Here is a 25,051-nt window from a genome sequence, read left to right on the forward strand (position 1 = left end):
CATATTTCCGACTTTTTCAATCATCTGGAATTTTTTTGTTGACTAAAATAATTTTACAGCCATCTCACAGTACTACATTTTGAGAACCTATGAATGAATATTAAGAAAACAACGGTGTAGACAGATATCTCTCTCCTGTATCCGGTAATAATGCCACAATTGTCTTCCCCTTATTCTCCGTAAGCTTTGCGGTCTCGATCGCTGCATGAAGTGCGGCACCCGAGCTGATTCCGACCAGGACGCCCTCTTTGTGTGCAAGCAGCCGCTCTGCCGCATAAGCTTCCTCATCTGCCACCTTTATAATGCTGTCATAGATCTTCGTATCCAGCACTTCCGGGACAAATCCTGCTCCAATCCCCTGAAGCCCGTGAGGTCCCGGATTTCCACCTGACAATACAGGAGATCCTACCGGCTCTACTGCAATAACCTGTACCGTATCCTTTTTCTCCTTCAGATACTTTCCGGTTCCCGTGATGGTCCCGCCTGTTCCTACGCCTGCCACGAAAATATCTACCTCTCCATCTGTATCTTCCCAGATCTCCGGCCCCGTTGTCCTGATATGCGCCTCTGGATTAGCACCGTTGACAAACTGTCCCAGAACGATCGCATTATCCAGCTCCTTCTCCAGCTCTGCCGCCTTCTCGATGGCGCCGTTCATGCCCCTCTTTCCTTCTGTCAGGACAATTTCCGCACCATAACCCAGCAGCAGCTTCCGTCTTTCTATACTCATCGTTTCCGGCATAACAAAGATCGCCTTATATCCCTTCGCTGCCGCTGCGGATGCCAGGCCGATCCCTGTATTGCCGCTTGTCGGCTCAATGATCGTCGCTCCCGGCCGGATCAGGCCGCGCGCTTCTGCGTCCTCGATCATACTCAGGGCAACGCGGTCCTTCACGCTTCCTGCCGGGTTGAAATACTCCAGCTTCACAAGGATCCTTGCCTCAAGATTCAGTTCCTTCTCAATGTTTGACACCTCCAGGATCGGTGTTCTTCCTACCAGCTCTGTAATACTTTTATAAATGTTTCCCATATTCTTCCTCACTTTCTTGATCTGTCTGTTTTACTTTGTTCCTATGCCGCTTTTTACTTTATCTTACGCGGCTCACACCAAAAACAGGACTGCATCCATCCCTCTTTTGGTTTAAATATAATACATGTTCGAACTATAATCGAGATTCTCTTTATACTCCTTCACCAGCTGGGCCAGTGTTCGCCGGGCCAGGAGCGTATTCACCTTCTCGTCGATCTCGTCCCAGACGAGTTCCCGGATGGCTTTCTGCACCGCATCCTGTTCCTTGACCGTGCCACGGTCGATAATGGAGAACTCTCCTTCCAGAGCTTCCAATATCTCCTTCACAGTAATGCTGTCAGCACTGCGTGCAAGCATATAACCGCCCCCGGCGCCCTTCACGCTCACTACGATCCCGGCCTTACGCAGAACGCCAAAAACCTGCTCCAAATAGTTCAAAGATATATTCTGCCTGTTAGCCGTCTGCACCAGGGACACTGGATTCCCCTGGGAATTCGCCGCCACATCCACCAGGGCGCGCAGACCATATCTTCCTTTTGTAGATACCTTCATATAACACCTCCGTTTTATTTCCTACTAAATTGATAAGTATTATATGTTTTATTTATACACTCTTTTCTTTTACCTGTCAATCTATTTTTTAAAAAAGAAAACAGAGAAGTTCCCTCCTCTGCTTATCTCCTGTGTCTTATCTGTCTATTTTTCCATCTCTTTTTCCCTGGCAAGGATATCGGCGATCGTAACCTTTCCCACAATATCGGTAATCGTCTCCCACATATCTCCCCATGTATTTCTCGTGGGACAAAGACTGCAGGGGATACCACAGTCGCTTTCCTGCGTCAGACAGTGTACAGGTGCCAGTTCCCCCTCCACCGCTGTCAGCACTTCCTTAACGCTCAATTCGTCAGGAGACTTTACAAGACAATAGCCGCCGTAAGCTCCCCTTACACTTTTCAGAATCCCCTGCTTCTTCAAAGCACGGGCGATCCGCTCCAGATATTTTTCTGAAAGACAGCGCCTATCTGCAATATTCTTCAGACTGACAAGGCTGCCTGAGCCTGAATGCAGCGCCAGATCTACGACAGCCTCCAAAGCATACTGTCCTTTTGTTGACATTTTCATGATATGCAGTGCTCCTTTAACGTTCATTCCGGTCTTTTTTGAATCTTATGACAGTCCTGTTATGTTCACACCATAATCCTTCTTTCTTATCCTGATCCTACCGTTTATTTTTCACTACATTCCCATTTTAAGCAAAAAAGCAGAGAAATACAATCTTTATTCCGCCATTATTTTGAGATTTCAAATCACACACGCATCCTTTTTCGACACTTTTTGTGTATTTTTGTGGAACATTTTATAAATACATTGACTTTCATTGTTAAATATGCTACTCTTACACCGTATGAATCCTGTCTAACAGGAATCATATAAACACTTTATCATTTATTTTTTATTTATGGAGGGTAACACAATGACAGGTACAGTAAAATGGTTTAACAACCAAAAAGGTTATGGATTCATCTCTGATGCTGATGGCAATGATGTATTCGTACACTATTCAGGATTAATGATGGATGGGTTCAAATCCTTAGAAGAAGGCCAGGCTGTTGAGTTTGAAGTAACAGAAGGCGCTAAAGGACCTCAGGCAACGAACGTAGTGAAACTTTAATCAGAATTTTAATTGTACCTTTAAATATATAAATTTAGTATCAGATTTAAATATTTAAAAGCAATACATCAAAAATGAGATTAAGAACACAGGAGAGTATCTGGATGCATTCCGGATACTCTTTTTTTCACATCTAATGAAATCTATTGACAGCAGGCACAAAACGGGGAGGAATCTTCCTCCCAAGACTCTCTCCCCGTATCGTTGTGTATGAAAATTTATAACCGTTCCTTAAATCTTCACATTGGAGACATATGCCTCCGCTGCCTCCCAGACATCAAATCCGCTTCCTCGCAGGATATCCACTACCCTCGCCGGGTCATCGGTCTTTAAGACTGCGGATGCATCCTCCCCGTTGGCAAATGCATACATATACTCGATGTTGACTTCTCCTTCCACGATCTGATGCATGGCCTTGCTTAAAGATCCTGTAGCATGCGGTACACGCAGTGCCACCACATCTGTCAGCATGGCTGTGATCCCGTTCTCTTTGAGTACGGCCCTTCCTTTATTCGGATCAGATACGATCATGCGGAGCATTCCGTAGTCCGATGTGTCTGCCAGACTCAATGCTACGATATTGACATCATTGCTGGCAAGTACTGCAAGGACCTCATCCAGTCTTCCTTCACGGTTTTCAAGAAATACGGATAATTGCTGTATTGTAATTCCCATCGTGCTTACCTCCTTTACAGGTTACGTTTGTCAATGACACGTACCGCTTTTCCTTCACTTCTCTGTATTGTCTTTGGTTCTACCAGTTTAACGCGGGCAGATACTCCGAGTGCCTGTTTTAAGACACCGCTGATCTTATTCTTGAGTGCATCCAGCTTTCTGATCTCATCAGAGAACATGCTCTCATCCACCTCTACCATGACGGTCAGAACATCCAGGTTATCCTCTCTGTCTACGATCATCAGATAATGAGGCGCTACTGCACCGCCCATGCTAAGAAGCGCTGTCTCCACCTGGGTCGGGAATACATTGACTCCGCGGATGACCTTCATGTCATCGGTACGTCCGGTGAACTTGGAGATCCTGGGGGTGGTTCTTCCACATGCGCAGGTACTGTGATCGATGCTGGTCAAGTCCTTTGTACGGTAACGTAAGAGAGGCATTGCCTCCTTAGCAAGTGTGGTAAATACAAGCTCACCTGTCTCACCATCCGCACAGGACGCATGAGTAGCAGGGTTCAATACTTCCGGATAGAAATAATCTACATTGATATGCAGTCCTGCATGATGGATACAATCCTGTGCCACACCCGGGCCGGAGATCTCACACAGTCCGTAGATATCAAAGCAGTTGATATTCAGGATACTTTCGATCTTCTTGCGCATCTCCACGGTCCATGGCTCTGCACCGTGGATTCCTGCTTTTAACTTGAGGCGGTCTACTGCCCCGGCCTCCTCCAGAGACTCTGCTAGGTGAAGTGCATAGGACGGGGTACAGGCAAATGCAGTTGCACCGAAATCTTCCATACACATCATCTGACGCTTGGTATTCCCGGCGGACATGGGGATTGCCGTAGCTCCCAGCGCCTTCGCACCATAATCCAGCCCCATGCCTCCGGTAAACAATCCATAGCCATAGCAGACATGGATGATGTCTTCCTCTGTCAATCCGGCCATGGTCAGACATCTTGCCACACACTCTCCCCAGACATCCACGTCCTTCTGGGAATAGGAAGCCAGCGTCAGCTTGCCTGTTGTACCGGATGTCCCCTGCACACGGACAACATCCTTCTTCGGAATCGCAAGAAGCCCAAATGGATAGTTGTCTCTCAAGTCTTCCTTTGTGGTAAACGGAAGCTTGTTAATATCCTCGATTCCTTTGATATCCCCAGGCTCCACACCCAGGTCTTTCATCTTTTTGCGGTAGAACTCTACATTGTTGTATACCCTGCTTACAACATCTACCAGCCGCTTACTCTGCAGAGCTGCCATCTCATCAGCACTCATGCACTCAATTTTCGGGTCTCTGATCCTCTCCACCCAGTTTTCTAATGTCACTGCCGCCATATCCCTGATAACTCCTTGTCTTTTTTTCTAACTTATAAAGACGTATGTCTTATAAATCCGTATCCTCTATCATCTTTACATCTGCGCTTTCCAATACCTTTGCTGCTTTCTCATAATCATCCGTGCTGAACACCATGACCGGCGCCTTCTCCTGCCGGATCACGAAGGAATAAATGTAGCTTACATTGATCTCCCCGTCTGCCAGGATGGACAGCATACGATTGAGATTCCCCTTCTCATCCTTTAGCTCCACCCCGATCACATCGTGTATCCTTACAACAAATCCCCGTGATGTCAGATAATCCTTAGCCTCTGACGGCTGATCCACCACCATGCGCAAGATTCCAAACTCCGGCGTATCAAATGATGCCACCGCCCGGATGTTGATATGTGCCTCTGTCAGCGCGGAGGTCACCTGCATCAGGCTGCCCGGTCTGTTTTCCACGAATACTGATAACTGCTTAATCATCCTCTCACCTGCCTTTACCTTATAATGCGTATCCCACATCAAACGCTTTCTTATTGATCTCAATTGTTTTCGGCGGTACAGTCTTTTCAATTACATCATACCACTGATCTTTTGTGAAATCCATATGCTGCGCTGCGATTCCGAGGACGATCAGATTGAATACTCTCGGGTTTCCAAGCTTCTTGGACTCTTCTGTCGCATTTACCTTGTATACTTTATACTCGGCCTCTAACTTCTCCAGGATTCCGTCCGGATACTCTGCCGCTCCGATCACCACCGGCATCGGATCGATCCGCCAGTCATTCACGATTAATGCTCCGTCTTTTTTCAGGAAATGTGCATATCTCAGGGCTTCCAGACGCTCAAACGCGATAATGACGTCCGCCTGCCCCTCTTCCACGATCGGTTCTGCAACCTTTTCTCCATATCTGACAAAAGTTACCACACTTCCGCCCCGCTGTGCCATGCCGTGTACCTCAGAAAGCTTGACATCATAGCCTGCTGCAAGAGGGAGTCCCCCTAAAATCCTACTGGTAAGCAGGGTTCCCTGACCGCCTACACCTACAATCATGATATTCTTCGTTGCCATCTCTATTCACCCGCCTTTACCAGTTCTATCGCATCAAATTTACATAAGGATTCACACAGGCCGCATCCGGTACACATGGTGTCATCAATGTGGATCGTTCCGTCTGCATTTCTTGTCATTGCAGGACATCCCGGCTTCATACACATGCCGCACTTCTTACATTTGTCTTCATGGGCAGTGTAGAGCGGCTTTTTGGACTTATCCAGAAGAACACATGGTGACTTGGTAATGATAACAGAAACCTCATCCTTTGCGGTCTCTTCTTTTACTACCTTCTCCAGTGTGGCAATATCAAACGCATTTACCTCGATCACATTTTTCACACCCATGGCACGGCAGAGTCCCGGAATGTCAATCGCATAAGTAGGATCACCCTGGAGCGTTTTACCTGTAGCTGCATGATCCTGGTGTCCTGTCATTCCTGTTGTGGAGTTGTCAAGGATCATGACGGTTCCTGTGGCATTGTTGTAAACCATGTTCATCAGGGAGTTCACTCCTGTATGTAAAAATGTAGAATCACCGATCACTGCCACCCAGTTCTTGATGTACTCCTTTCCTTTTGCCTTTTCCATGCCGTGTAAAGTGGAAATACTGGAGCCCATGCACATCGTTGTATCGACAACACTCAGAGGTGCAACCGCTCCCAGAGTGTAGCATCCGATATCCCCGGCAGCATGCATCTTTAACTTGTTTAACACATAGTAAACACTGCGGTGCGGACATCCCGGGCATAGGATCGGCGGACGCTGTGGTGCTTCTGCAGGAGCCTTGATATCCTGGTCCTCTTTCAGGATGGCCTTTCTCAACATATTAGCGCTGTACTCGCCCTGCACGGTAAAGATCTCCTTGCCGGTCACCTGAATCCCCCAGGACTTCACCTGCTCCTCGATCACAGGATCTAACTCTTCCACCACATAGAGGGTATCCACCTTGGATGCGAACTCCTCGATCATCTTTCTCGGGAGCGGATTTACCATTCCCAGCTTCAATACAGATGCATTCGGAAGTGCCTCCTTCACATACTGATATGGGATTCCGCTTGTGATGACTCCGATCTTGGTGTCATTCATCTCCATCTTATTAATAGAAAGTGTATTGGCTGCCTCTGCCAGCTCCAGGTTCCTTTTCTCGATCTCAATGTGGCGAAGCTTTGCATTGCCCGGCATCATGACATTCTTGCGGATATTCTTCTCATAAGGCTTATCTTCAATGTCTGCACGCTCACAGAGCTCTACCAGTCCCTGGGAATGTGCAAGCCTTGTGGTGATTCTGAAAATGAACGGTCTGTCGAACTTTTCACTCAGCTCGAACGCAACCTTCACAAAATCTTTTGCTTCTGCACTATCGGACGGCTCGATGACCGGGATCTGTGCAGCCCTTGCCACCATTCTCGTATCCTGTTCATTCTGGGAGCTGTATAATCCCGGATCGTCCGCAACCATAAGTACAAGACCACCGTTTACTCCCATATAAGAAACAGAATACAGCGGATCAGCCGCCACATTCAGTCCCACATGCTTCATACATGCCATGGAACGCACACCGGCTAAACTGGCGCCTACTGCAACCTCAGCAGCTACCTTCTCATTGGGCGCCCACTCTTCATAAAGATCCTCTTTGTACCTTACCAGATATTCACTGATCTCCGTACTTGGAGTACCAGGATAAGCAGAGGAAACCTTTACCCCTGCTTCATAAGCCCCTCTGGCAATGGCTTCATTACCCAACATGATCACTTTTTCTGACATCTTTTATAAACCATCCTTTCGTAAATCTGTCACTCTCTTTGCTTTCCCTTCAAAACGCCTTAAGGAATTCGGTGCGACCAGCCTGATATGGGTCGCAAGTCCAAGCTGTGACTTTAATGCTGACTTGATGCGCTGCTCCAGTTCACTCAGCAGTGCGTAGCTGTCCAGAAGCCTGTCATCGATCAGCTCAACGGTAATCGTCATCACATCCAGTCTGTTCTTTCTCTCTACCAGGATCTCATAATGAGGTCCGATCTCATCGATCTTGAACAATACCTCTTCAATCTGTCCAGGGAATACATTGACTCCTCTGATCACGAGCATATCGTCCGCACGTCCTGACAGGTTCGCCATGCGTACCGTTGTCCTGCCGCATTTACACGGCTCATACATAAGCCTTGTCAAGTCTCCTGTACGGTATCTGATCAGCGGAAGCGCTTCCTTGCCAAGGCAGGTAATAACCAGCTCTCCGGTCTCTCCCGGCGGAAGGATCTCTTCTGTCTCCGGATCGATGATCTCCGGGATAAACCAATCCTCATTGATGTGCATTCCGCATAATTCGGTACACTCTCCTGCCACGCCCGGTCCGCATAATTCACTCATTCCGTAGTTCTGTGTACAGACAAACTGATCGCCCCAGGCCTTGTGCATCTCGTCGCGCATCGGTTCCGTCATTCCCTCACCGCCAAAAAGCCCGATATGTATATTCAGATCCTTAGACGGGTCGATTCCCCGGTCCCTTAATACCTCACCTAAATGCAGTGCATAGGATGGTGTTGCAACTAAAAGCGTTACTCCCATATCCTGAAGAAACATGATCTGCTTATTCGTGTTGCCTGATGACATCGGGATCACGGATGCTCCGATCTTCTCCAATCCCCCGTGCAGCCCCAGTGCTCCTGTAAAGGTTCCGTATCCAAATGAAATCTGCGCCACATCCTCGGAAGTCGCACCACCCATGCAGGCAATCCTTGCCACATTGTTCAGCCAGATATCCAGGTCGTTCTGGGTATATCCTACTACCGTCGGCTTTCCTGTCGTCCCGGAGCTGGCATGGTATCTGACGATCTCCTTCTTGTCGACTGCAAACAGTCCGTCCGGGTAGTGGTCTCTGAAATCTGCTTTATATGTAAACGGCATCTTTCTTAAATCATCCAATGTCCGGATCTCTTCCGGCTTAACACCCGCCTCATCCATCTTCTTACGGTAAGGCTCAACACGCTCATAAATATACGATACCGTCTCTTTCAATCGTTCCAACTGGATCTTCTCGATCTCAGCCCTTGGCAGAGTCTCTTCCTTTGCCCAAATCATTCCAAAATCCTCCTTAGCCATAAAACATTCGTTTCAGATAAGTATAACACAACACTTCGCCCATTTAAAGCATTAATTTGAAAAATTGTAAGCAGGCTTGTGAATATAGAGGAGGGGGACGCTGTGGAGAATACGGGACAGGGATGGCAGGGGTGGGAGGGATGGCTCTTCGGATGTCGGGCCACTTGCTTAGAATCTGTAAAAGAAAAGGCGGGGGAAAGGGCGGCACTGGCATATTTGACGGGAAATCCTGATGATTTCCCGTCAAGTATGCCACGGAATTCTGCCGTTGAACGGCAAATTCCGGCCTTCCTTTCCCCCGCCTTTTCTTTAACAGATTCTAGCGCGCGTTCTAAGACATCCGAAAAGCCATCCCTCCCACCCCTGCCATCCCTGTCCCACATTCCCCACAGCTGGCTCATCCATATTGCAGTAAGCCTGTTTACCGGGGATTTTCGGACCGGGCCAAGCGTATGGTTACGAACTTACGGAAGTTTTTTCCGTGGAGAAGATCATGCACAACAGGTTCTGTCTTGCAGGCTGTTTGTTCCACCAGACGAATCCATCCACTTCCACCGTTTCCCCCCGGAAGGAGCCGAGCCCGTCAGGAGCTTCGGCGGCTGAGGCTGGGACGGGGCTTTTTAGAAAGCGTATAACGCATGTTAGAATTGTTTGCGAAAAACGCCATGTCCTGAGGGGGAAAAATTTGTTTTCAAAAACAAATTTTTAAGCGGGCTGATCCGCATAATCATCAGGATTATGCGGTGAATCCCGCTGGTTCCCCTTGGGGCATGGCGTTTTTCGTTAACAATTCTTACATAAGTGGTCAGCTTTTAAAAAGCCCCGTTCCAGCCTCTGCCGCCGGAGCTTCTGACGGGCGTCCCCCTTACTTTAAAGGGTATTTCGCTGTAAGTGTCTGGACGAGTCCTCTCGCTTTTTCTACGTTTGCCTCATCTTCGATCACCATCGCGATGATCTCCGCGATCTGATCCATATCGGACTCTACCATTCCACGGGTGGTTACAGCGGGGGTTCCGAGCCTTACGCCGCTGGTGACAAACGGGGAACGTGGATCGTTCGGGATGGTGTTTTTGTTACAGGTCACATGAGCCTCATCCAGGCGCTTCTCTAATTCTTTTCCGCTCACATCGAAGCCTGTGAGGTCTACTAACATCAGGTGGTTATCTGTGCCGCCGGATACGATCTTGATTCCGCGGTCCATCAGGCCTTTACACAGAGCCTTGGCGTTCTTTACGATCTGGATCTGGTATTCCTTAAATTCCGGCTGAAGGGCTTCTTTGAAGCTGACTGCCTTGGCTGCGATCACATGCATCAGCGGACCTCCCTGGGTTCCCGGGAATACGGCTTTGTTGAAGTTGAACTTTTCATCCATTTCTTTGCTGGAAAGGATCATGCCGCCTCTTGGGCCGCGCAGGGTCTTATGAGTTGTTGTTGTGGTAACATGTGCATATGGGATAGGACTTGGATGCACACCTGCTGCAATAAGTCCTGCGATATGCGCCATATCTACCATGAGGTAAGCGCCGACTTCATCTGCAATCTCGCGGAAACGTTTGAAATCGATGGTTCTTGCGTAGGCACTTGCTCCTGCAATGATCAATTTGGGCTGGTGCTGTTTTGCAGCTTCAAGTACTTTATCATAATCTATGAAGCCGTCATCATTGACACCGTATGAAGCAAAATTGAAGTATTTGCCGGAAATATTGACCGGTGAACCATGGCTTAAATGTCCGCCATGATCCAGATTCATTCCGAGGACCTTGTCTCCCGGCTCTACCATTGCAAACATCGCTGCCATATTGGCCTGAGCACCTGAATGGGGCTGCACATTGGCATATTCGCAGTGAAAAAGTTCCTTCGCCCTCTCTCTGGCAAGGTTCTCAACCACGTCAACACACTGGCATCCACCGTAATACCTTCTGCCCGGATAGCCTTCTGCATATTTATTCGTCATAGGGCTGCCCATCGCTGCCATGACAGCCTTACTTACCCAGTTCTCGGAAGCGATCAGCTCGATGTGTGAATTCTGTCTCTCCATCTCCGCCTGGATCGCGTTTGCAACTTCCATATCTTCCTTCACAATTTCCTCGAAATCGTACATAGTCCTTACCTCCTGAATTTAAAATACCCTCTTGGAGTGATTAGCTCCTGTTACGCTATTGAAGCATTATATCACAGCATAGAATAGAAAGTCTACTTTGTTTTTCAAGTATTTCTTTCTAATCTAAACATCTGCCATTCTATTATTACCAGACTTTTCTGTCCACATCAAAATTTTGTAAATCTTTTTCAGGACAGCGGTTTTAACTGCTCTTCTAATCATCATAATGGCCCAGGCAGGACAATAATAGAAATGATATTGCCCCTTTTTTAAATTGATCCTTGTTTCTTCAACGAGACTGGGAAACTAGAATAAGCAACGGCAACATCACCACCGACTAGCAAAACGCCTGGTCTGGCATCCCCCACACTGCCGCCCTTACACTCCTGCTTTCGCCACGCCTCCGCTGCCACTCTACCTCCCGCCTTGAACTCCCAAGCGCAGTGGACAAAAAAGCCGGAGCCGCTTAAGGATGACACATGCCGCTTCGGATACATCCAGCAAGCTTAGCAGCCGTTAGAGAAAAACAGACGGATGACCGGGCTGGAAATTGATCCCGAATCAATTTCCAAGAACGCCTGAACCGTCGTAAGCATCAAGCTTACACGGTGAATGCGTTCGGTGCCCGGTCATCCGTCTGTTTTTCTCCTACAGCTGCTTAGCGTAGCGCCTGTATTCGAAGCGGCATGTGTCATCCATAAGCGCTCCGGCTTTTTTGTCCGCGAAGCGCCCCTCTCTTCGAAGCGCCCTCTTATCCGAAATCGAACAGTGACAGCTGATTGCTCTGCGGCAGGTTTCCAAACAGCCCTAAGTCTGCCATCAGGTCGATCACGGTCTTGCTGACCTTAGTCCTCTGCCGGAAGTCATCCAGTGACAGATACGGTCCGTCTTTCGCCGCATCCTCCACTGCCTCTGCTGCCTTATCTCCCATTCCGTCGATACTGGAGAGCGGAGGCATCAGCTTTCCGTCTATGATCTGGAATTTCGTTGCCTTTGCCTTGTAGATATCCAAAGGAAGGAATTCATACCCCCTCGCATACATTTCCTGCACGATCTTCATGTCTTTTAACACATCCTGCTCCTTGTTGCTTAACGAATCTGACCTCTTCTTATAGTCCTTCATATAATAATTCAGTTTCTCTTTTCCCTGGCACATGATCTCGTAGGAAAACGCATTTGCGCGAATTCCGAAATAAGCGCCGTAATATGCCAGCGGATAGTTGATCTTACAATAAGCGATCCGGTATGCCATCATGACATACGCCGCCGCATGGGCCTTCGGGAACATATAGCTGATCTGCTTACAGGACCAGATATACCAGTCCGGCACATCTTTTTCCTTCATAGCCTCTTCCCACTCCGGCTTTAAGCCCTTTCCTTTTCGAACGCTCTCCATGATCGTAAAGGACAGCGCACTGTCCACCCCCTGATTGATCAGGTAGATCATAATATCGTCACGGGTACAGATACAGGTAGAAATAGTTGCCTTTCCCGACTTTACAAGCTCCTGCGCATTTCCCAGCCACACATTTGTCCCGTGGGACAGACCGGAAATACGGATCAGATCGGAAAGTGACTGTGGCTTTGCATCCTGTACCATCTGGATTACGAAATCCGTACCGAATTCAGGGATTCCAAGGCACCCTAGGTTACAGCCGTCGATATCCTCCGGCTTGATCCCCAGCGCACTTGTATCGTGGAACAAGGACAGTACCTTCTTATCATCCAAAGGAATATTCGTTGCATTGAATGGATTTTCCTCATTATATTCGTTGTCCATGGCATCCGAAGTGATGTACTCCTCCAGCGTTCGGATCATGGTCGGATCGTCGTGTCCGAGAATATCCAGCTTCAGCAGGTTATGGTCGATGGAGTGGTAGTCAAAGTGCGTTGTTGTGATGTCCGTGGTCATATCATTGGCCGGATGCTGCACCGGAGTAAATTCGTTAATATCATGGCCGTGGGGCAGTACGACGATACCGCCCGGGTGCTGCCCGGTACTTCTTCTGATCCCGGTGCACCCTACAGAAATCCGTTCGATCTCGCATCTTCGTTTTCTCTGCTCCCGTTCCTCATAGTAATTCTTCACATATCCATAGGCGGTCTTATCCGCCAGGGTACCGATAGTCCCGGCCTTAAATGTATGTCCTTCCCCGAAAATTACTTCCGTATACTTATGGGCCTTGGACTGATAGTCTCCCGAGAAATTCAGGTCGATATCAGGCTCTTTATCTCCCTTGAATCCAAGGAAGGTCTCAAACGGGATATCGAATCCCGCCTTGACCAGCGTTTCCCCACAGTTCGGGCAGACCCGGTCCGGCATGTCAAATCCACAGCCTCCCGCAAAAGCTCTTACTTCCTCTGAATCAAAATCGTTATAATGACATTTCTTACAGTAATAATGGGGACTTAAAGGGTTTACCTCCGTGATCCCCGCCATGGTGGCTACGAAGGAGGAACCTACGGAACCACGGGATCCAACCAGATATCCGTCCGCATTGGATTTCCACACCAGCTTCTGCGCGATGATATACATCACGGAGTAGCCGTTGGATATGATCGAGTTCAATTCCTTCTCAAGCCGGGTGGAAACAGGCTCGGGAAGATCTTCCCCATATATCTCATGGGCCTTGTTGTAACAGATATCTCTCAGATCCTGCTCGGAATTCTCAATGACCGGAGGACACTTATTCGGGTTGATCGGAGACATTTTTTCGATCATATCACAGATCTTATTCGGATTCTCGATCACGATCTCACGCGCCTTGGCAGACCCCAGATACTCGAATTCATCCAACATCTCCTCGGTTGTCCGAAGATAAAGAGGCGCCTGGTTATCTGCATCACTGAATCCCTTTCCCGCCATAATGATCCGGCGGTATACCTCATCTCCCGGATCCAGAAAATGCACATCACAGGTCGCAACAACCGGCTTTTTAAACTTTTCTCCCAGCTCTACGATCTCACGGTTTATATTCTGCAGATCCTCATCCGAATTGATATCGGGAAACTTTTCACTCTCCACCATAAACCGGTTATTCCCAAGAGGCTGTATTTCATAATAGTCATAAAAATCAGCAAGCCGTGCTATGGACTCTGCGGACTTTTTCTCCAGGATCGCCTGATAGAGTTCTCCCGCCTCACAGGCACTTCCTATGATCAGACCCTCCCTGTGCTGGTTCAGCACACTCTTCGGGATTCTTGGCCGCCTTGCATAGTAGATCAGGTGGGAATCCGAGATCAGCTTATACAGGTTGTAGCGCCCGATATCATTCTTCACTAAAATAATGATATGATAGGTAGGCATCTTTCGTATCGCATTCGGGTTCATATCACCAAACTCATTCAGGGCCTTTAAAGTAGTGATATTCTCCTCCCTCAGCATTTCTACGAACTTCACGAAGATCTCTGCTGTTGCTGCCGCATCGTCTACCGCCCGATGGTGATTCTCAAGAGAGATGCCGAGTGCCTTTGCAACCACATTCAGCCTGTATTTGGACAAAGTGGGAAGCAGGACGCGTGCCATGGCAACGGTATCGACATAGGTGAATTTAGGCTCAATGCCCTGCCTGCGGCAGTTCTGTTCTATGAAGCCGACATCAAACCCCGCATTATGTGCGACCAGAACTCCATCCCCGATAAATGCAAGGAACTGCGGCAGGACCGTCTCAATATCCGGGTGGCCGATCACCATCTCGTCCGTGATGCTGGTAAGCTGCGTGATTTCAAATGGGATCGGACGCTTTGGATCGACAAAAGTACTGAAGCGGTCCACAATCTCTCCATTGACCACCTTCACCGCACCGATCTCGATGATTTTATCCTTGATCGCACTAAATCCTGTCGTCTCCAGGTCAAATACGATGAATGTGTCATCCAGAGTCTCCTCCTCTGCTCCCACGGCGATCTCTGTCAGATCGTCCACGACATATCCCTCCACGCCGTAAAGCACCTTGAACGGGTCGTTTTTATCCAGGGTCTCGATATAATGGTTCGCATCCGGGAAAGACTGTGCTACACCGTGGTCCGTGATCGCGATCGCGGGATGCCCCCAGTCATGCGCTCTTTTTACCAGATCTTTGACCTCGGATACGCCGTCCATATCGCTCATCTTTGTATGGCAGTGCAGCTCCACCCTCTTCTGCGGGCTTAGATCCTGCCTGGACACGGTAAAATCCCCGCTCTTTTTGATCCCGGTGACGGAACCGATGGTGAGCTCCCCATCAAACTTATCGATCGTGGTGATTCCCTTGATCTTAACAAAGGCCCCCTTTTTCAAGTCGCCCAGCAGCTCAGGAAGCTGGTCATTCCTCGTAAACATCTTGACTGTAATGGTATCTGTAAAATCCGTGACTGCAAACATCAGGATTGTCTTCTCATTTCGGATCTCCCGGGTATCAAAGTTAATGATCTTGCCATGGATCGTAATCTCACCCATCTCCGTAACCACCTGGTCCAGAGTGATCGGCTCATCCTCAAAGCTCTTGCCGTAGATCAGGCTCGGATCGTCTCCCTGTTTCAGAGGCCTGTAAAAGTCCTTCTTCTTGAAATCCTTCTTAAACTCTTTCTTCCCGCCAGAAGCACTCTTCTTTTCGCCTGCACCCTCCTGTTTCTTACCTGACTGCTGTGCATCCTCGTCTTTGGGACGCTCCTCACCCTTTTGTCTGGCACGGCGTTCAAAGATCGCATTGATTTCCTGCTGGATCCTCTGCTCATCGTATTCGCGGGTCGTCTTCCTTTCCTCTTCCTGCCGGTATGTAACACGGATGTCCGCTTTGATATGGAACCGCTGGTCATAAATCTCGTGAAGCAGATCCACGATATAATCTCTCTTCCCTTCAGACACGATGGTATCTAAAAGCTCCAGGTTCATGATCTCGCGGCCCTCAAAGCTCATCTCAGCCTGCTCAAACATATTCGCTGCAAGCACACTTTGAAGTTTCAGCTCCTGTACGATACTGTCCTTATATTCCATCATCAGAGTGCTCACTGTATACTGCTCGGACAGGGAATACTCTTCTATGATCCTGATACTGACCTTCGTCTTTCCGAAAAGCTGCTCCTTGATCTTCTGCTCCATCTGCCAGATATGCTTTTTCTGGATCAAATGGCGGCTGAAAATGTGGACGCGCAGAAAATCACGGTCTGAATTCGTTGTGATCTTCTTTACCTCCACATCTTCAAACAGCAGCTGGATATCATCCTCCACCTTCAAAGTCGGAAATACCTCAAAAAATATCTTTGCGTTTCCTATCTTTTCCAATTTAACAACTCCTGACGTAACGTTTCCAAAAGCTCTTCTTCCTTTACCTTCTTCACGATCTCACCTTTTTTGATCAGCAGACCTTCCCCGATTCCGCCTGCGATCCCGATATCCGCCTCTTTTGCTTCCCCAGGGCCGTTCACGACACATCCCATGACAGCCACCTTGATATCCAGCGGAATATCGGCAACCATGTTCTCTACCTGGTTTGCAAGGCCGATGAGATCGATCTTGGTCCTTCCACAGGTCGGGCAGGAAACGACCTCGATCCCGCCTTTTCTAAGGCCAAGTGTCTTCAAGATCAGCCTGGCCGTCTTGATCTCCTCCAGCGGATCTCCTGTCAGAGAAACACGGATCGTATTACCGATCCCCTCATGTAAGATAATTCCCAGGCCGACCGAAGATTTTACATTGCCGGAATATACTGTTCCAGCCTCTGTGATCCCCACATGCAGAGGGTATGGGCACTCTTTGGCGATCAATTCATGGGCTCTGACACACATCATAACATCCGAAGACTTAATGCTGACGACCAGATCGTGATACCCCATTTCCTCGATCATTCTAACCTTGTCCAGTGCACTCTCTACGATCCCCTCCGCCGTCACGCCGCCGTATTTTTCAAGCAGGGGCTTTTCCAGAGAACCGCTGTTGACTCCGACCCGGATCGGCACCTTGTATTCCTTTGCTTTTTCAACGACCGCACGCAGACGTTCTTCACTCCCGATATTGCCCGGATTGATTCGGATCTTGTCCGCTCCATTTTCGATAGCAGCAATGGCAAGACGGTAGTCAAAATGAATATCCGCAACCAGCGGGATGTGAATCTGTTTCTTGATCTCAGAGAGTGCCCGGGCAGCCTCCATCGTGGGGACTGCACAGCGGATGATCTCGCACCCCGCTGCCTCCAGTTTCAGGATCTGAGCTACGGTAGCCTGAACATCCTCCGTCTTCGTATTGGTCATGGACTGGATCGCGATCGGATTACTTCCGCCGATCACTACATTCCCGATTCTGACTTCTCTTGTCTTCTCACGCAAATTCTCCATAATAAACTCCTTTCTCGATGAAATGTGTATTAAAAATATAACCAGAATGCAGAATAAACAGGGAGTATCTTCCCTGTTTATCCATTACTTCTTATCAAATACCATCTGATTCCCATATTCTCTCTCTGTCAGTGTCAGCTCCTTCTGCTCAATACTGTAGTCATAGCTTGCTTCCAGAGTGCGTACAAAAGACGATAGCTCCTCTGCCGTCACAGTCTTGCCAGAAGCTTCGGCTGCTTTTTTTAATTCTTCATCGCTGACGCTTAAGGTAAATGTCTTGGTGTCTTTATCAATGCTGTAATCCATCTCTACTGACACATCTGCACCATCAAATTCATCCGGCCATTCGATCACAGCCGTCCCATTACTCTCCACCGTCATAACAAGGCTGCTGTCCTCATGGCTCCATCTGCCCTCCAGTGGATTGGCAGTAAACAGCTTCACCACAAAAAAGGCTGCTATGATGATAATCAGCACTGTGGAAACTGCCATAACGGCTTTCCAGATTTGATTTCTCTTTTCTTCGTTATTATTCGCGATCATCCATGGTCTTCCCTTCTTTTTCTTCCACTTTATTATACGGATTTTCAGGTACTCTGTCAACGGGTAGCCCCTGCGGACAGCAATGTGCCGTATGGGCTCATTATGATATATTTCGTTGATTTTTGACACATTCCCTTAATAAATAGAGAAGAACTGTTAAAATATTCCAGTATTTAGGAGGTGCTTTATGAGGTTTGCAGCCACGTTAAAAGAATTAAGGGAAGAAAAAAGCATTACACAGTCAGAGCTGGCCGATGAACTGGGGATCACCCGTTCCACTGTAGCCGGATATGAGACGAAAGGCAAGCAGCCTGATTATGAACGGCTGATAGAAATCGCAAGGTTTTTCGGTGTATCCATAGACTACCTGCTGACCGGCTGCGAATACTATCCTCTCTCTGTCGAGGGAAGGCCTGATCCCAATCTTAAAAAACTACTAAAAATATATACCTCTCTCTCCCCGGATTCCCAGGACAAAGGCCTTGACTATCTGGAATACTTAAGCTTTAAAGAACAGGATAAAAAGCAATAGCTAAAGACTAAGCAAAAATCCCTCCGATCACGGTATAGGATAAAATGGTCATTATAACTGCGGCGATCAGCACACCCAGCACGATCGCAGGGAATGCCTTCCGAAACCTGATCCCAAGAAGTGCCGCGATCAAAGACCCTGTCCATGCACCTGTGCCCGGAAGCGGGATTCCCACAAAAGCCACCAGGCCCCAAAACTCGTATTTCTCAATATTCTTACTCTTGCTCATTGCTTTTGCTTCCAGCTTTTCAACCATCGGACGCAGCTTTTTCGTCCCCTTCATCCAGTCAAAAACCTTTGTGATCAGCAGTAATATAAATGGGATCGGAATCAGATTCCCGATAATACAGATCGGAATCGCCTGCCATTTTTCTACGTCCAGCACTGCCGGACCTGCCGCGATCAGGCCACCTCTCAATTCCAGGATAGGTACCATGGAAATCACAAAAACAATAAACTGCTTGCTCACCTTCCCCCCCAGATTCACAACAAACCAGTCAATTAAAGCTTCTTTCATATATCATATTCTCCTATTTATTCATGTATGTTTTTAAAAATGCAAAAAGGGTCTCCATCTCTTCTCTCGTACCGATGGTAATTCGCAGATACTGTTCGATTCTCTTACTTCCCCAGTATCTGACATAGATGTTCTCTTTTTTCAATGCCTCGAACAGCTCTTTTGCATCATACTCAGGATGCGCTGCAAAGATAAAATTAGCCTTTGCATCAGGAAACTCAAAGCCCAGCTTCCTTAACTCTCCCTTCGCCCATTCTCTTGTCTCAACGATCTTTCTGATTGTCTCTTCAAAATATTCCTTGTCCTTCACAGCCTCCACCCCATAGATAAGTGACGGCTGGTTCATCGTATAAGAATTAAAGGAATACTTCACATCATTGAGATATTGGATCAGCTCAGGTGCACCTATTGCATAGCCGATCCGCATTCCTGCCATGGACCTTGCCTTGGAAAATGTCTGGACAACAAGGAGATTTTTATATTTCCCGAGCAGTTCCAGTGCAGATCTTCCTGCAAAGTCTATGTATGCCTCATCCACGATCACAATAACATCCTGATTATATCTGACGATATCCTCCACAAAATCCAATTCCTCATATACCGCTGTCGGGGCGTTCGGATTCGGGAAAATGATCCCCCCGTTTTCCTTATAGTAGTCTTCCCTGCGGATGCGGAAGTTCTCATCTAACTCCTGGCACTCATATGGAATCCTGTAAAGTTCTGCCCAGACCTTATAAAAGGAATAGGTGATATCCGGGAAAAGGATCGGTTTTTCTGAGTTAAAAAAGGTCAAAAAGCACATAGCCAACACATCATCTGACCCCACGCCCACAAAGACCTGGTCACTTCCTACCCCATAATACCTGGCCAGTACATCCACCAGACCGGATGCTGCCGGGTCCGGGTACAGCCGGAAACGGTCCACATCCATGCTTTTGAGTGCCTCGGCAACGCCCGGGGCCGGAGGATATGGATTTTCGTTCGTGTTCAGCTTGATGACCTTATTCTGCGGCTGCTCACCCGGAACATAAGGTTCTACTTTTCGGATATTTTCTAAAATCTTCGGGTTTAATTCCATCTTTTGACTCCTACTTCTTCTGACTCATACTGTACTTAACCTATGCCTGCTCTGTCACTTACTTATACTCTGCTGCCAGCTCTGCAAACTTCGGCAGAGAATTGACGATCGTCTCGTAAGATACACAGTATGCAAGACGCACATACCCCGGACACGCGAAGGAGCTGCCCGGCACGATCAAGATATTATATTTCTTTGCTGCCGCACAGAATTCTTTTTCATCTGCCACCGGAGACTTCACGAACAGATAGAAGGCACCTTCCGGCTTGATACACTCGAATCCCAGCTCTTTTAAGCCGTTGTACAATGTCTCACGGTTTCTGTTGTAGTAGGAAATATCTGTCTTCTCATTCAGACATTTCTTGACTACCTTCTGCTGCAGAGTGGGGGCATTGACGAAGCCCAGTATTCTTGTCGCAACATTCGCCGCACCGATCAGATTTTCACTGTCAGCAGCCTCATCCGGGATCACCAGATATCCGATACGCTCTCCCGGGAGGGAAAGTGATTTACTGTAAGAATAGCCGACGATCGTGTTGGCGTAATACTTGGTCAGATAAGGAACCTCCACTCCGTCATAAGCCAGTTCCCTGTATGGCTCATCAGAGATCAGGTAGATCTCTGTTCCGAATTCCTTCTGCTTTGCTTCCATAATAGAAGCCATCTTCCTGATAGTCTCTTCGGAATATACCACTCCGGTCGGATTGTTCGGTGTATTTACGATTACAGCTTTTGTCTTTGCAGTGATCTTAGCCTCGAATTCGTCAAGTTTTGGCTGGAATGTCTCCGTATCCGGTGAGATTTCCACAAGCACGCCGTCGTAATTGTTCGTATAGCTTCTGTACTCACCGAAATATGGCGCAAAAGCAATGACCTCATCGCCTGGGTTCAGCAGGGATTTCAGGATAACATTCAAGCCGCCTGCAGCTCCCACGGTCATCGTGATATTCTTCGCCGCAAAATCTGTTCCGAATTTTTCATTCAAAGACTCTGCCACAGCTGTTCTTACATCCTCGTATCCTGCGTTGCTGTTGGTATAGCCGTGCAGAACAACCGGATCTTCCTCGTCGATCAGCTCCCGGATCGCAGCCTTTACACTCTCCGGTGCCGGAACGTTCGGATTACCCAGGCTAAAATCATATACGTTTTCGGCACCGTAGATACCTGCCAGACGGTTTCCCTCTTCAAACATTGCACGGATCGCAGAACTGTTTGCAACCATATTTTCCATTTTCTTTGAAATCATGATCCTCTCTCCTTTTCTTTTCACTCTTTTTTGTACGTTTCCTGCCGTTATACTCTCGTAACGACTCCCTTCTCAACCATGAATGCCGGACGATATGACATCTTTGCCCTTCTCAGCCCTTCGGCACCGGTATCCTCTTCTCTGTTCACATACTTATAATCCTTGCATTCGTGTAATACAAACTGCTGGTTGATCATCGGGTAAGCACCGTCTATATGAGGAAATGCTTTTTCAATGTGTACAACGAAGGTATCCTCACAGATCGGCTCTCCGATGGCAAATGCGGCTATCTCATTGCCGATCCTTAAAACCCCGCCTGTCTGGCCCAATTCTTTGTAAAGCCTGAGTGAATTGAGTGTCACACACATCTCTGCATTTTTATCCGGGTCATCATCACAGCCGTTCTGGTTCCGCCATTTGAGCGCCATCTGGAAACACTCCTCCTGATTCTCATCTGAGAGTTTCTCATAACTCCAGTCCGGATATAATGTTTTAAACTTGTTAATATGGTTACGTTTGCTGTGCAGCTTCTTTCCAGGCAGCAGCGCAAGCTTCTCAGACTCATAGACATAGTCCGCCGCATCACGGTCATATTCTACCTGGAATTCACCGGGATACCAGGTCTCAAGCTGGGCAAAGTTCTCCTTCGTCACATTATAAAGTTTTAACGGATATCCCCGCTCCTGGCTATATCTTGACAGAAACTCTAGCGCATTCTTAACACACTGTGCTTCCCCTGCAGGATATGCAAATGCAAGATCCACCTCGTCATCCTGGAAGATCAGCGCATCCTCTATCACTGCATACTTCACATGGTAATGGCGGGACCAGAGATATACATTGGCAAATGTTCTCTCACAGCTTCTGCTGGGTGCTTTCGCGAAATAAGAATCTATGATCTCTCTATCCTCTAATTCCGGCCGTTTAAATTTAATCTCGTCCATTCTTAACCTTCTCTTTCTGAATGTTTTTTGATGAATGTTTTTCCTAATCAATGTCTTTTCTTTTGCAGCTGATGCTGCGGATCTACCCATAACACAAATATCACTATATGACTTTTTGGGTATATACTTTGACAGTATAACAAATTTCTGTCCGCCTGACAATGTCTACTCGTTTTTTCTCTTTACTCGCTTTTTCTAAACTGCATAGCGTAAAGTGCCGCATAGATCCCCTGCTTTTCCATCAGTTCTTCATGATTTCCTTCTTCTGCGATCCCTTTTTCTGTCAGAACAAGGATACGCTGAGCATTGCGGATCGTGGAAAGCCTGTGTGCAATGACAAAGGTAGTCCTGTTCTTCGCCAGGTTTTCCATGGACTGCTGAACCACCTTCTCACTCTCATTGTCCAGCGCTGAGGTTGCCTCGTCAAAGATCAGGACCTCCGGATTCTTTAAAAATACCCGTGCAATGGATAAACGCTGTTTCTGTCCTCCTGACAGCTTCACGCCGCGCTGCCCGATATCTGTCATATACCCGTCCTGAAAGTTCATAATAAACTCATGGGCATTCGCACATTTTGCTGCACGGATCACCTCTTCATCCGTCGCCTCCGGCCTTCCGTAACGGATATTATCCATGATCGTCCCTGCGAACAGGTAAACATCCTGCTGTACAATTCCAATATGATTTCTCAGCTCATCCAGCTTGATATGACGGATATCCGTGCCGTCCAGATAGATACTGCCTCCGCTGACTTCGTAAAATCTCGGGATCAGGCTGCACAGTGTGGTCTTCCCTACACCGGATGGGCCCACCAGTGCAATATAGTCTCCTGCCCCCACCTTCAGGTTCAGATCCTCAAGCACTTTATCGTCCTCGTTTTCATAATAGAAGGAAACATCCTTAAACTCTATCTCACCCTTTACCTGTTCCAGTGAAACCGCATCCGGTTCATCTGCAATATCCGGTGCAATGGAAAGCACCTCCAGAAATCTCTCAAATCCGGAGTATCCGTTCTGGAACTGCTCTGTAAAGTTCACCAGCTTTTTCACAGGTTCTGTGAAATTATTGATATACAGAAGGAATGTGATCAGGTCCGTCACAACAATACTCTTAGAGAGCATCATCCCCACACCGGAAAGCAGCACAACAACGGTGATCAATGTACTCATGGCTCCAAGTCCTGAATAATAGATTCCCATATATTTATAATTCTGTTTCTTTGCGGCCACAAAGTTATCATTCCCTACTTTGAACTTTTTCATTTCTACTTTTTCATTTGCGAAAGATTTTACCACACGGATCCCGGAAAGGCTGTCCTCGATCTGCCCGTTGATATCCGCGATCCGCTCTCTGGTCCGCCTGAACGCCCGCTTCATCTTACCATTATAATAGAAAGCAAACACCGCCATCACAGGGATGAAGGCAAACGCGACCAGCGCCAGCTTTACATTGACTGTAAGTAATATGATAAAAGAACCGATAATCTTGATGATAGAGATCACCAGATCCTCCGGCCCGTGATGCAGAAGTTCACTGATATCGAACAAGTCACTGGTGATCCTGGACAGAAGATGTCCCACCTTCTGGTTATCATAGAAGGCAAATGTCAGCTTCTGATAATGTCCGAAGATATCACTGCGCATATCCGCTTCCATCTTCGCTCCCATGATATGTCCGAAATACGCAATATAAAAATTACAGAAAACCTCCAGGAGCACAAGTCCGATCATCACTGCCCCCAGTACAACGATCGCATGCTTCGCCTCTGCCGCATCAAAAAATACCACCTCATTCGTAATATATCTGACGATCAGCGGCAGAACCAGCGTAACTGCGGCTCCTAAAATGGCAAAAAACATATCACTGTAAAACAACCCCCTGTAAGGCTTATAATAGGCAAATAACTTCTTCAATTTCTCTCTCATTATCTTTCCTCTCCTGTAAAACATTTTACGAATACCATATTACTCCTGTTTTACCATATTTGTAAACCTCTCACCCCTGATTTTTGCTTCATCTGACATTTCACCGACTGCTGGCAGGCCAGCACACAGTTCCTTGGATTTTCACTTAATTAAACAATTCTTAATAAAATAGCCAGTAAATGTTAAAAAGAATCTGTAAAAATGAAAGTATCTCAATATGTGATCTGCTCTTCACAGCAATGCTGCTGTTTTAAGCAAACCAACCAAATTCAGAATACCCCACAGGAGGAAATCATATGAGCACAATTATCACGATCCTTTATCCACTTCTCTGTATTATGCTGCCCTGCTTTGTTTACATGGCTCTGCGTCTGAAAAAGCGCAGCCATTATCTGACAGGACCGCATTTTATCTGGGTCGTAATCCTCCTTGTATATCTATACATGGTGTTGTCTGTGACCGGAATCGGAACAATCTGGGATATCGGACATTATGACAGTATCCTGACTTTTGATAAGATGAACCTGATCCCTCTGACAGATGTAACGGGATTTTCGCAGATCCTGAACATCTTCATGTTTATGCCTCTGGGATTCCTCCTTCCCTTTATCTGGAAGGAGATGCGCTCCCCGATTAAGGTGTTATGTGCAGGGGCCGGGTACTCCTTTGCCATTGAGATCTGCCAGCTATTCAATAACCGTGTGACAGATATTGATGATCTGATCATGAACACACTTGGCGCAGTACTTGGATATGTCACCTGGATCATCTTCGTATGTATCTTCCATCCTAAAGGTGGAAAACGGGAAGCCGCTGTTTCAGAGAAGGAAGCGGCTGCCTATCTGGTGCTGAGTATTCTGGGGGAATTTCTGTTCTACAATTGGAGATGGATGATCCGTACATTCTTTATGTAAATTCCTTCTATGTACTCCTTCTATATAAATCCGGTCTGAAAATGAACGAAAAAGCGGGGCCCATGAAGGCCCCGT

The 25,051-nt window shown here is 47.4% G+C and carries 21 protein-coding genes; 3 read left to right on the plus strand and 18 right to left on the minus strand.

Translation table 11 applies throughout. The features are described 5' to 3' along the window. Positions 1-100 precede the first annotated feature (100 nt). The 3 genes from cysK to AC4OGX_RS04450 form a co-directional block, all read right to left on the minus strand. A complete protein-coding gene (cysK, locus tag AC4OGX_RS04440) occupies positions 101-1,030 on the minus strand; it encodes a cysteine synthase A (protein WP_493328726.1) in 930 nt (309 codons plus the stop codon). A gap of 111 nt (positions 1,031-1,141) precedes the next feature. Then, entirely contained in the window at positions 1,142-1,582 is a 441-nt protein-coding gene (locus AC4OGX_RS04445) for an RrF2 family transcriptional regulator (RefSeq protein ID WP_493328727.1), read from the minus strand. Positions 1,583-1,726: 144 nt separating this feature from the next. After that, positions 1,727-2,152: an RrF2 family transcriptional regulator gene (locus tag AC4OGX_RS04450; RefSeq protein ID WP_493328728.1), complete on the minus strand. Its 426-nt coding sequence runs from the start codon at positions 2,150-2,152 to the stop codon at positions 1,727-1,729. Positions 2,153-2,504: 352 nt separating this feature from the next. On the opposite strand from AC4OGX_RS04450, the gene AC4OGX_RS04455 reads away from it, so the two are divergent. Further along, positions 2,505-2,702, plus strand: a complete 198-nt coding sequence (locus AC4OGX_RS04455) for a cold shock domain-containing protein (RefSeq protein WP_493328729.1) — start codon at positions 2,505-2,507, stop codon at positions 2,700-2,702. Positions 2,703-2,933: 231 nt separating this feature from the next. Here the strand turns inward: AC4OGX_RS04455 and AC4OGX_RS04460 are convergent, their stop codons facing one another. From AC4OGX_RS04460 to AC4OGX_RS04505, 10 genes are all read right to left on the minus strand, one after another. Next, positions 2,934-3,377 carry an ACT domain-containing protein gene (locus AC4OGX_RS04460; protein ID WP_493328731.1) on the minus strand — a complete coding sequence of 148 codons (444 nt, stop codon included), beginning with the start codon at positions 3,375-3,377 and terminating at the stop codon, positions 2,934-2,936. 14 nt (positions 3,378-3,391) lie between these two features. Next, positions 3,392-4,723, minus strand: coding sequence for a phenylacetate--CoA ligase family protein (locus AC4OGX_RS04465; RefSeq protein WP_493328733.1), 1,332 nt, complete (start codon positions 4,721-4,723; stop codon positions 3,392-3,394). Between the two features lie 49 nt (positions 4,724-4,772). Beyond that, positions 4,773-5,192, minus strand: coding sequence for an ACT domain-containing protein (locus tag AC4OGX_RS04470; protein WP_493328735.1), 420 nt, complete (start codon positions 5,190-5,192; stop codon positions 4,773-4,775). Between the two features lie 19 nt (positions 5,193-5,211). Next, on the minus strand, positions 5,212-5,781 hold the full coding sequence (locus tag AC4OGX_RS04475; RefSeq protein ID WP_493328736.1) for an indolepyruvate oxidoreductase subunit beta: 570 nt from the start codon (positions 5,779-5,781) through the stop codon (positions 5,212-5,214). A 2-nt stretch (positions 5,782-5,783) separates the two neighbouring features. After that, entirely contained in the window at positions 5,784-7,529 is a 1,746-nt protein-coding gene (gene iorA, locus AC4OGX_RS04480) for an indolepyruvate ferredoxin oxidoreductase subunit alpha (RefSeq protein ID WP_493328737.1), read from the minus strand. 3 nt (positions 7,530-7,532) lie between these two features. Beyond that, the gene (locus AC4OGX_RS04485) at positions 7,533-8,843 is read right to left on the minus strand and encodes a phenylacetate--CoA ligase family protein (protein WP_493328738.1); all 1,311 of its coding nucleotides are present in this window, start codon (positions 8,841-8,843) and stop codon (positions 7,533-7,535) included. Positions 8,844-9,729: 886 nt separating this feature from the next. Then, on the minus strand, positions 9,730-10,965 hold the full coding sequence (gene glyA / locus AC4OGX_RS04490; RefSeq protein WP_493328739.1) for a serine hydroxymethyltransferase: 1,236 nt from the start codon (positions 10,963-10,965) through the stop codon (positions 9,730-9,732). A gap of 751 nt (positions 10,966-11,716) precedes the next feature. Next, entirely contained in the window at positions 11,717-16,228 is a 4,512-nt protein-coding gene (locus AC4OGX_RS04495; RefSeq protein WP_493328740.1) for a PolC-type DNA polymerase III, read from the minus strand. After that, positions 16,216-17,277, minus strand: coding sequence for a flavodoxin-dependent (E)-4-hydroxy-3-methylbut-2-enyl-diphosphate synthase (gene ispG, locus AC4OGX_RS04500; RefSeq protein ID WP_493328741.1), 1,062 nt, complete (start codon positions 17,275-17,277; stop codon positions 16,216-16,218). The genes AC4OGX_RS04495 and ispG overlap by 13 nt, the downstream gene beginning before the upstream one ends. Positions 17,278-17,361: 84 nt before the next feature. Then, a complete protein-coding gene (locus AC4OGX_RS04505; protein WP_493328742.1) occupies positions 17,362-17,820 on the minus strand; it encodes a hypothetical protein in 459 nt (152 codons plus the stop codon). Positions 17,821-18,007: 187 nt separating this feature from the next. Here AC4OGX_RS04505 and AC4OGX_RS04510 point away from each other — a divergent pair, with 187 nt between their 5' ends. Then, the gene (locus AC4OGX_RS04510) at positions 18,008-18,352 is read left to right on the plus strand and encodes a helix-turn-helix domain-containing protein (protein WP_493328743.1); all 345 of its coding nucleotides are present in this window, start codon (positions 18,008-18,010) and stop codon (positions 18,350-18,352) included. Between the two features lie 7 nt (positions 18,353-18,359). On the opposite strand, the gene AC4OGX_RS04515 is transcribed toward AC4OGX_RS04510, so the two are convergent. The 5 genes from AC4OGX_RS04515 to AC4OGX_RS04535 all read right to left on the minus strand — a co-directional run bounded on the left by AC4OGX_RS04515 (position 18,360) and on the right by AC4OGX_RS04535 (position 24,062). Next, positions 18,360-18,869, minus strand: coding sequence for a COG2426 family protein (locus tag AC4OGX_RS04515; RefSeq protein WP_493328744.1), 510 nt, complete (start codon positions 18,867-18,869; stop codon positions 18,360-18,362). Positions 18,870-18,882: 13 nt separating this feature from the next. After that, entirely contained in the window at positions 18,883-19,947 is a 1,065-nt protein-coding gene (gene hisC, locus AC4OGX_RS04520; RefSeq protein ID WP_493328746.1) for a histidinol-phosphate transaminase, read from the minus strand. A gap of 58 nt (positions 19,948-20,005) precedes the next feature. Next, a complete protein-coding gene (locus AC4OGX_RS04525; protein WP_493328747.1) occupies positions 20,006-21,193 on the minus strand; it encodes a pyridoxal phosphate-dependent aminotransferase in 1,188 nt (395 codons plus the stop codon). 47 nt (positions 21,194-21,240) lie between these two features. Further along, entirely contained in the window at positions 21,241-22,137 is an 897-nt protein-coding gene (locus AC4OGX_RS04530) for a DUF2156 domain-containing protein (RefSeq protein WP_493328748.1), read from the minus strand. 182 nt (positions 22,138-22,319) lie between these two features. Next, entirely contained in the window at positions 22,320-24,062 is a 1,743-nt protein-coding gene (locus AC4OGX_RS04535; protein ID WP_493328750.1) for an ABC transporter ATP-binding protein, read from the minus strand. 296 nt (positions 24,063-24,358) lie between these two features. On the opposite strand from AC4OGX_RS04535, the gene AC4OGX_RS04540 reads away from it, so the two are divergent. Further along, a complete protein-coding gene (locus AC4OGX_RS04540) occupies positions 24,359-24,976 on the plus strand; it encodes a VanZ family protein (protein WP_493328751.1) in 618 nt (205 codons plus the stop codon). Positions 24,977-25,051 lie beyond the last annotated feature (75 nt).

This window comes from Faecalicatena sp., assembly GCF_058819085.1.